Raw genomic sequence first — 6,875 nt, 5'->3', positions numbered from 1 at the left:
ATGGAAATCTCCGACGCCGCAGGCACGCTGCTCTTGAATGTGCCGGAAGGGGCGTGGAGCGAAGAGATCACCGCGGCCTTCGGACTTCCGGCCGGGTTTTGCCCGCCGCTCGTCGGCAGCACGGAGGACACCGGCACGGTGCTGCCGGAGTTCGCGCAGCAGAGCGGCCTCTCGCCGAACACACGGGTGTTCGGCGGCGGCGCGGACAATGCCTGCGGCGCAGTAGGCGCCGGCATTGTCCGCAAGGGCGATGCGCTGTGCAGCATCGGCACATCGGGCGTTGTCCTCACCTACGAGGAGGACAAGAGCAAGGACTTCGGCGGCAAGGTGCACTTCTTCAACCATGCTCATCCGGGAGCCTTCTATGCCATGGGGGTTACCCTGGCAGCAGGCTATTCCCTGAGCTGGTTCAAGGATTCGCTGGCGCCGGAGCTTGGCTTCAATGAGCTGCTTGCACCCGTGGGCTCGCTACCTCCTGGAGCGGACGGCTTGCTGTTCACGCCATACCTGGTCGGCGAGCGCACGCCTCATGCAGACAGCGTCATTCGCGGCAGCTTCATCGGGCTGTCCGGCACGCATCGCCGGGAGCATCTGGCCCGCGCCGTGATGGAGGGCATCACCTTCTCGCTGGCTGAATCCCTTGCCTTGTTCCGCGAGGCGGGCATCGAGGTGGATCGGGTGATCTCCATCGGCGGCGGTGCGAAGAATCCGGTCTGGCTGCAAATGCAAGCCGATATTTTCGGCATTCCGGTCGTCTCGCTAAAGAACGAACAAGGCCCGGCGATGGGCGCAGCGATGATGGCAGCGGTCGGCAGCGGATGGTTCGCCAGCCTCAAGGATTGCGCCGATCAATTTATCGGCTATGCGCAAACCTATGAGCCGGTACCGGCCAATGTTGAAACCTATAGCCGCCTGTTCAAGCTTTATCAGCAAGTGTATGCGGCTACCCGTTCGCTGAATGAAGGGCTGCAAGAGTTCCGCGGCTAATCCGCATAGCAGAATGTTGGGACCCAAGAATGCTTGCAGATGAGCAGGGGAGGGTCCTCCTTCTTCACCAAAGCCACATCGTTCGCTTCGGAAATAAGTGCAGAAAGTCACTATAATTCCAGGTGTGGGTGCTCATGCAGCGATTATAGTGCAGAAAGTCATTAAAATTGCAGGCGTGGGTGCTCATGCAGCGATTATAGTGCAGAAAGTCATTAAAATTGCAGGCGTGGGTGCTCGTGCGATGATTATAGTGCAGAAAGGCACTATAATTCCAGGTGTGGGTGCTCATGCAGCGATTATAGTGCAGAAAGGCATTAATCGCAGAAAGCCAAAAGCGAGGGAACAATAAAAGTTGGACGAGAAACCTGGGACTGACCCCTGATTGTAAGATGGGGATCGCCACTTTTCTCGCCCGACTTTTTAATTTGGGAACGTGTTGGACAGCTTTGTGGGCTTAATAAACAGCAACTTTTTCCGAGCATCAAGACGATAACGCTTCGTTGGTGATTTTCTCGATGTCGACCGGGGAGCGGGAACCCTCTCGGACGATATCGGGAAGAATATGCTGCAGAAAGTAATCTACACAGTGCAGCTTGATGCCTTTGATCTTGATAAGCGCATTCCGGTACATGGTGATGAATTCTTTTTCCGTGTTGCCTAACTGCAGTTCTGCAAAGGCCTCGTAGATCTGATCCATCTTGTCGGCTACCTCCAGGATACGCCCCTCCACGGAGTCGTCTTTTCCTTCCCGCAATTGTCTGCGGAAGATGGCCTGGAATTCCTCCGGAATATGCTCGTCGATGAAGTGAGCGACCATGCCCTCCTCAACCTGCTGCAGCATGGCTCTAAGCTCCAGCGAATAATGCTTTACAGGGGTCTTGATATCCCCGATAAAAATTTCGCCATAATCATGGCTGCTGGTAATTTCGTATAACTTTTTCCAGTCCACCGTTACCCCGTGGCTTTCCTCGATATCGGCCAAGGTCTTAGCGTATTGAACAACCTTCCAGGAATGCGCAGATACACTGTGCTCCTGAAGCTTGAATCGGCCAGGGCAGCGAATGATCCGCTCCAAGTCGTTTAATGAATAGAAGTAGGTGTGAATTCCCATATGTGAATCCCTTTCTGTACCCTTGATAATTTGCGTGGCTGAGATGAAGTATGAATTTGTGCGGCTTAGGTTAAGTATGAATGTGATTTGTTAATGGACGATTAACATCCAATATTTAATAAGAATATGCGCTTTTATTTAAATACGAATTAATACGAATATAAACTCTCCATTGCCTGATTCCATCCGGCTGCGCAGGTAACTTTTGTCTTCGATCCTGCAAATTCCGTAGAGGGAATGTCGGGTGGAGCACGAATAATGGATGTTATGATGCAGTGGAAAGGAACTGGAGCCGCGAGAGCACTGGAAATGGATCGTAGCTTTGGAGGCACTGGAATGGATTGGACCTGTGTGAACACTAGAACGGAACTGGAGCTATGGGAGGCGCTGGAAAGGAGCTGGAGGGCATGGAAGCACTGAAGCAAATGAATCAGGCCATGGAGTATATTGAAGAGCGTTTGCTGGACGAGGAGCTCGATATGCGCGGTGTCGCTCGAATTGCAGGCTGCTCGGAATATCATTTCCGGAGAATGTTCTCTTTCTTGTCGGGGATGAGTCTGGGCGAATATATCCGTTACCGCAGGTTGACATTGGCTGGCATGGATCTGCTTAACCGGACGGAAAAGGTCATTGAACTTGCCCTGAAATATGGCTATGATTCACCGGACTCCTTCACCAGGGCATTTCAGGCCTGGCACGGGACTACGCCGTCAGAAGCCCGGAAGGGTTCTTCCAGGCTGAAGTCTTTTCCGCCCATGACCTTTCAATTAACGATTAAGGGAGGTAACCCCATGGAGTATCGGATTGTTGAAAAGGGACCTTTTCAGATTGCAGGCATCATGGAACGCATCACGCTGATTTATGAGGGAACGAATCCTCAGATCGACGAGATGTGGACCCGTTTGACGATGGAGGATTATGCTGAATTAAAGCGGATCTCGAATACGGAGCCTAGAGGCATCGTATGTGTATCTGCTAATTTCACGGAGGGACGTCAGGAAGGCGGAGAGTTGGATCAATATATCGGGGTCGCCACAACAGGAACGGTTCCTGACCGTTGGGAGGTGCTCCCGGTAGAAGCTTCCACCTGGGCGGTGTTTACTGCGAAAGGAGAATTCCCGAGAGCCTTGCAGGATACCTGGGCAAGAATTTATTCAGAATGGTTCCCTTCATCAGGCTACGAACTGACGGGAGGGCCGGAATTGCTTTGGAACGAAGGCAAGGACACAACGGTTCCCGACTATACAAGCGAGATCTGGATTCCTGTAATCAAGAAAAGTTAACAACGTCAGCCGGCTGCTCTTCACGGGGCAGGCCGGCTGTTCGATATTTATAGACGTGCAACAAAAGGGAGTGCCATGAACTCTTTGAGAGGCAATGCTATAATTGAGACAAGGCTTCCAAGGAGGAAAGATATGCACATCCGATACATTTACCGTAATTATTTCAAGAACAACTTGTTTATGAGGATTATCCTGTTCTTCTCGGTGATCACGATCGTTACGATCATTACCTTTTCCTATCTGATGTTCAAGGTGATGTCCGAATCTGCCGTGCAAAGGCAACTCGACATCCAGAAAGGAGCGGTCGAGAGGGTCAGCAACTATTTTAGCGGAAAGTATGATTCTATTCAGTCCACGGTGCGCGAGGTCTATCGTGATGATGTGCTGGCTGTGAATATGTCTTACTTCCTGGAGCATCCGTACCAGGACTATGTGAACTATCGCCTGGAGCGATTTTACACGGATAACGGTATTTCCTCGTCTGATATGGTTACGTTCTTCCGAGGCAAGGTGGATGATGATCCGGATATCCGCAGTCTCATGCTATACAGTGTGGATCAGTATCAGCTTTATGTGTTTTACAACTACATGCAGCAGTTCAAGATCATCCCGACCAACCTAGCTCGCTCTTATATCCCGGAAGTGATGTATCAGCAGGAAGGCCCCGGGGTAGGACCATCTAATATTTGGGTCAGCCGAGCTATTGAGACGACGAATACCTCGACCTACTCGGTACGTTTTCCGGTGAACAATACCCTAACGCTCAAAAATATAGGCCAATTGGTGGTCTATTACGATACGGATAAGGTGTGGAACAGCCTGGCGCTATATAAAGAGGATCTCAAAGGCTCGATTCTTGTTTTGTCACAGGACGGAAGCGTGCTGTTTGACTCCACGGGCTTTTATCAAGGAAAGAAATATCCCTATTTCGAGGAGCTTAACACCGTGTATGACAATGATGAACTGGGGGACGACTTGATTGCGACCAAGATAACCCATAGCCAGGGCGGATTCACGGTATTAAGTACTGTGCCGAAAAAGGAATTGGCCAAAACCTATCAAGGACTGCGGAATACGATCCTTCTGATCAGCTCCGTCTGTATTTTGTTTGCCATTTTGATTCCCGCGCTTTTTATCAGCAATTTTGCAAAAAGAATGTATAACATCATTCGCTTTACCCGAAAGGTTCGTGACGGGGACTTCACAACCCGGATTGCGGATACAAGAGACGATGAGCTTGGCCAGATTTCCAAAAGCTTTAACGATATGCTGGAAGAGCTCAATGAGTATATCGACCGGGTATTCAAAGCGGAAATCAAGCAGCAGCAGACAGAGCTTGTCGCTTTGCAGGCCCGGATCAATCCGCATTTCCTTTACAATACATTGGAGGTCATTCGAATGCGTGCGGTTTCTCAAGGGGCCAAGGATGTTGCGGAGATGATCTACAGTCTATCTGTCTTATTCAAAAGCCTGGTGCAGCAAAAGAGAGTCTACACCCTTAAGGATGAATTGGAGGCTTGCCGACTCTATTTGGAGCTGTTCCGGATTCGCTACAAGGACCGCTTTGAATACGAGATTCAGGCTGCGCCGGAATTATACGGGCAATCGGTAGTGAAGCTATCCTTGCAGCCGATCGTTGAGAATTACATTGTTCATGGAATCCGGACGGATCGCTATGACAATCGGTTAACGATTCAGGTGCAGGAGGACGGGGATATTTTGACGGTAGTGGTGCAAGATAACGGAAAGGGCATTGAGCCTGACCAATTGGCCGAGATCCGGGAGGAGCTGGAACGGGAGGAAGAGACCGGCCGCATGTTTGGTCTGAGAAGTGTCCATAGCCGCTTGCGCTTCTTGTACGGACCGGAGTACGGAATTGAAATTGAGAGTTCGCCGGAGAGTGGAACTATCGTTATCGTACGCTACCCGGTTCGGGAAGAAATGGAGGCTGAGGCTCAGGATGTATAAAGTATTCATTGTAGACGACGAGCCTTTTATTGTTGAAGGGCTGTACGATATTGTGGACTGGCCCTTGTTTGGCCTTGAAATTGTAGGGCACGCGGGGAACGGACAGCAGGCATTGGAGGCGTTAAAGACCACGCCAGCCGATTTGCTGATCACCGATATCTCGATGCCGGTTATGGATGGATTGAGCCTGATTTCTGAGGTGCGCAAGCTCCATACAGAAATGAAGGTTGTCATCTTAAGCGGATTCAACGAATTTGACTACCTCAAAGAAGGCATGCGCCTGGGCATTGAGAACTATCTGTTGAAGCCGATCAATGTGGAGGAGCTTGAGTCCACCCTCCGCAATACCGTGCAAAAGCTGGACCGGATTCAACCGAAGGAGCAGTACGATGATTATGACGTCCAGATTCTTAAGGATAATACACTGTACCGTTGGCTGAACGGTCAGATCGCAGCGCCGGAATTCGCCGAGCGTGCAGGGTTGCTGGACCTGAAGCTCCGAGTTCCGTATTTTGCTGTCTGCGTCCTGAGGACAAAAGCAAGCCTGTCCGTCTTGTTTGAGCGGGTAGCCGGGTTTCTGGAGACCCGGGACGAACAGTCCACCCTTTGCCGGGATGTGGATGGAGATCTGGTTCTCATTGCTTCCTTGTCCGGTCAAGAGGATGGGAGAAAAGCCTTTATTCGCTTGGTAGAGGACCTGTCAATGGAACTGTCTGTCATGAGTCGTCCGGTTCATATTGGAGTGGGCCGTGTCGAACCCGTCTCGGAAGCAGCCTCGATTAGTTATAAAGAGGCCAAACGAGCGCTGGAATACTATATCGTCTATCCAGAACGGCTGTTTATCGAATACGGACAATTGGAACGAAATCGGGGAATAGCCTTCTCCAGCCATTCTATGCCATGGGCGGAATACAGCAAGCTGATTTTATCCGGAGATATAGAGGAGCTAAAGAAGAATATTCGTGATGATTTTGAGCAGCTTAAGCAAGGGGAGGGTGTGCGCCCGGACGATCTGCAGAGCGCTGCGATGGAATTGATTATTCGCTTCAAGATGGAGCTTCAAGAGATTAAGCTTACCGAGGAGGCCGATAGTTTCAGGCAAGCGCTCGGACAAATCCAGAACAGCCAGTCCTTTGACGGATTGCTAGAGATTCTGGAGGAAGTGGCGAATATCACGGTCAACTCACTGATGAGAGACGTGAAAAGCCCGGTTGTCCATCAGGTGTTGAATTATATCCATAGTCACTATGCGGAGGAGCTTTCACTTAAAACGCTTGGAGCGCATTATCATATTCATCCCGTTTATTTGGGACAGCTTTTTCTGAAGGAGACAGGGGGGACATTCGCGGAGTATATCAACAAATATCGTATTGAAAAAGCCAAGGAGCTTTTGAAGGTGACCAACTATAAAGTGCATGAGATCGCCCGAAATGTGGGGTATTGGGAAATTGGATATTTTTACAAGCAATTCAGGAAATACGTGGGCATATCGCCGACCGATTTTAAAGCGCTTCACTAACAAAATA

Annotated in this window: 7 protein-coding genes; 6 read left to right on the top strand and 1 reads right to left on the bottom strand. The window is 50.3% G+C overall.

The features are described from left to right. Together TX85_RS27605 and TX85_RS15455 are read left to right on the top strand one after the other, a co-directional pair. The coding region (locus TX85_RS27605; protein WP_233500765.1) for a xylulokinase at window positions 1–987 on the top strand (987 nt) is incomplete at its 5' end. A 148-nt stretch (window positions 988–1,135) separates the two neighbouring features. Next, entirely contained in the window at window positions 1,136–1,336 is a 201-nt protein-coding gene (locus tag TX85_RS15455; protein ID WP_158297337.1) for a hypothetical protein, read from the top strand. A gap of 132 nt (window positions 1,337–1,468) precedes the next feature. Here the strand turns inward: TX85_RS15455 and TX85_RS15450 are convergent, their stop codons facing one another. Further along, on the bottom strand, window positions 1,469–2,098 hold the full coding sequence (locus tag TX85_RS15450; RefSeq protein WP_044480417.1) for a YfbR-like 5'-deoxynucleotidase: 630 nt from the start codon (window positions 2,096–2,098) through the stop codon (window positions 1,469–1,471). A 267-nt stretch (window positions 2,099–2,365) separates the two neighbouring features. Here TX85_RS15450 and TX85_RS26825 point away from each other — a divergent pair, with 267 nt between their 5' ends. The 4 genes from TX85_RS26825 to TX85_RS15435 all read left to right on the top strand — a co-directional run bounded on the left by TX85_RS26825 (window position 2,366) and on the right by TX85_RS15435 (window position 6,868). After that, the gene (locus TX85_RS26825) at window positions 2,366–2,518 is read left to right on the top strand and encodes a hypothetical protein (RefSeq protein WP_158297336.1); all 153 of its coding nucleotides are present in this window, start codon (window positions 2,366–2,368) and stop codon (window positions 2,516–2,518) included. Next, entirely contained in the window at window positions 2,506–3,381 is an 876-nt protein-coding gene (locus TX85_RS15445) for an AraC family transcriptional regulator (protein WP_044480416.1), read from the top strand. The genes TX85_RS26825 and TX85_RS15445 overlap by 13 nt, the downstream gene beginning before the upstream one ends. A 132-nt stretch (window positions 3,382–3,513) precedes the next feature. Beyond that, entirely contained in the window at window positions 3,514–5,349 is a 1,836-nt protein-coding gene (locus TX85_RS15440) for a sensor histidine kinase (protein ID WP_044480415.1), read from the top strand. Next, window positions 5,342–6,868, top strand: a complete 1,527-nt coding sequence (locus TX85_RS15435; protein WP_044480413.1) for a response regulator transcription factor — start codon at window positions 5,342–5,344, stop codon at window positions 6,866–6,868. The genes TX85_RS15440 and TX85_RS15435 overlap by 8 nt, the downstream gene beginning before the upstream one ends. The last annotated feature ends 7 nt before the right edge of the window (window positions 6,869–6,875 follow it).

It is taken from the genome of Paenibacillus antibioticophila (assembly GCF_000455265.1).
Classification (GTDB): Bacteria; Bacillota; Bacilli; order Paenibacillales; family Paenibacillaceae; genus Fontibacillus; species Fontibacillus antibioticophila.
The sequence above is the reverse complement of the archived record's forward strand: the minus strand, read 5'-3'. Positions and strand labels throughout refer to the sequence as shown.

Bases quoted from the DNA above. Each gene is read 5' to 3' on its own strand.
- TX85_RS15440 (WP_044480415.1), top strand. From the start codon at position 3,514: ATGCACATCCGATACATTTACCGTAATTATTTCAAGAACAACTTGTTT.
- TX85_RS15450 (WP_044480417.1), bottom strand. From the start codon at position 2,098: ATGGGAATTCACACCTACTTCTATTCATTAAACGACTTGGAGCGGATC.
- TX85_RS15435 (WP_044480413.1), top strand. From the start codon at position 5,342: ATGTATAAAGTATTCATTGTAGACGACGAGCCTTTTATTGTTGAAGGG.
- TX85_RS26825 (WP_158297336.1), top strand. From the start codon at position 2,366: ATGATGCAGTGGAAAGGAACTGGAGCCGCGAGAGCACTGGAAATGGAT.
- TX85_RS15445 (WP_044480416.1), top strand. From the start codon at position 2,506: ATGGAAGCACTGAAGCAAATGAATCAGGCCATGGAGTATATTGAAGAG.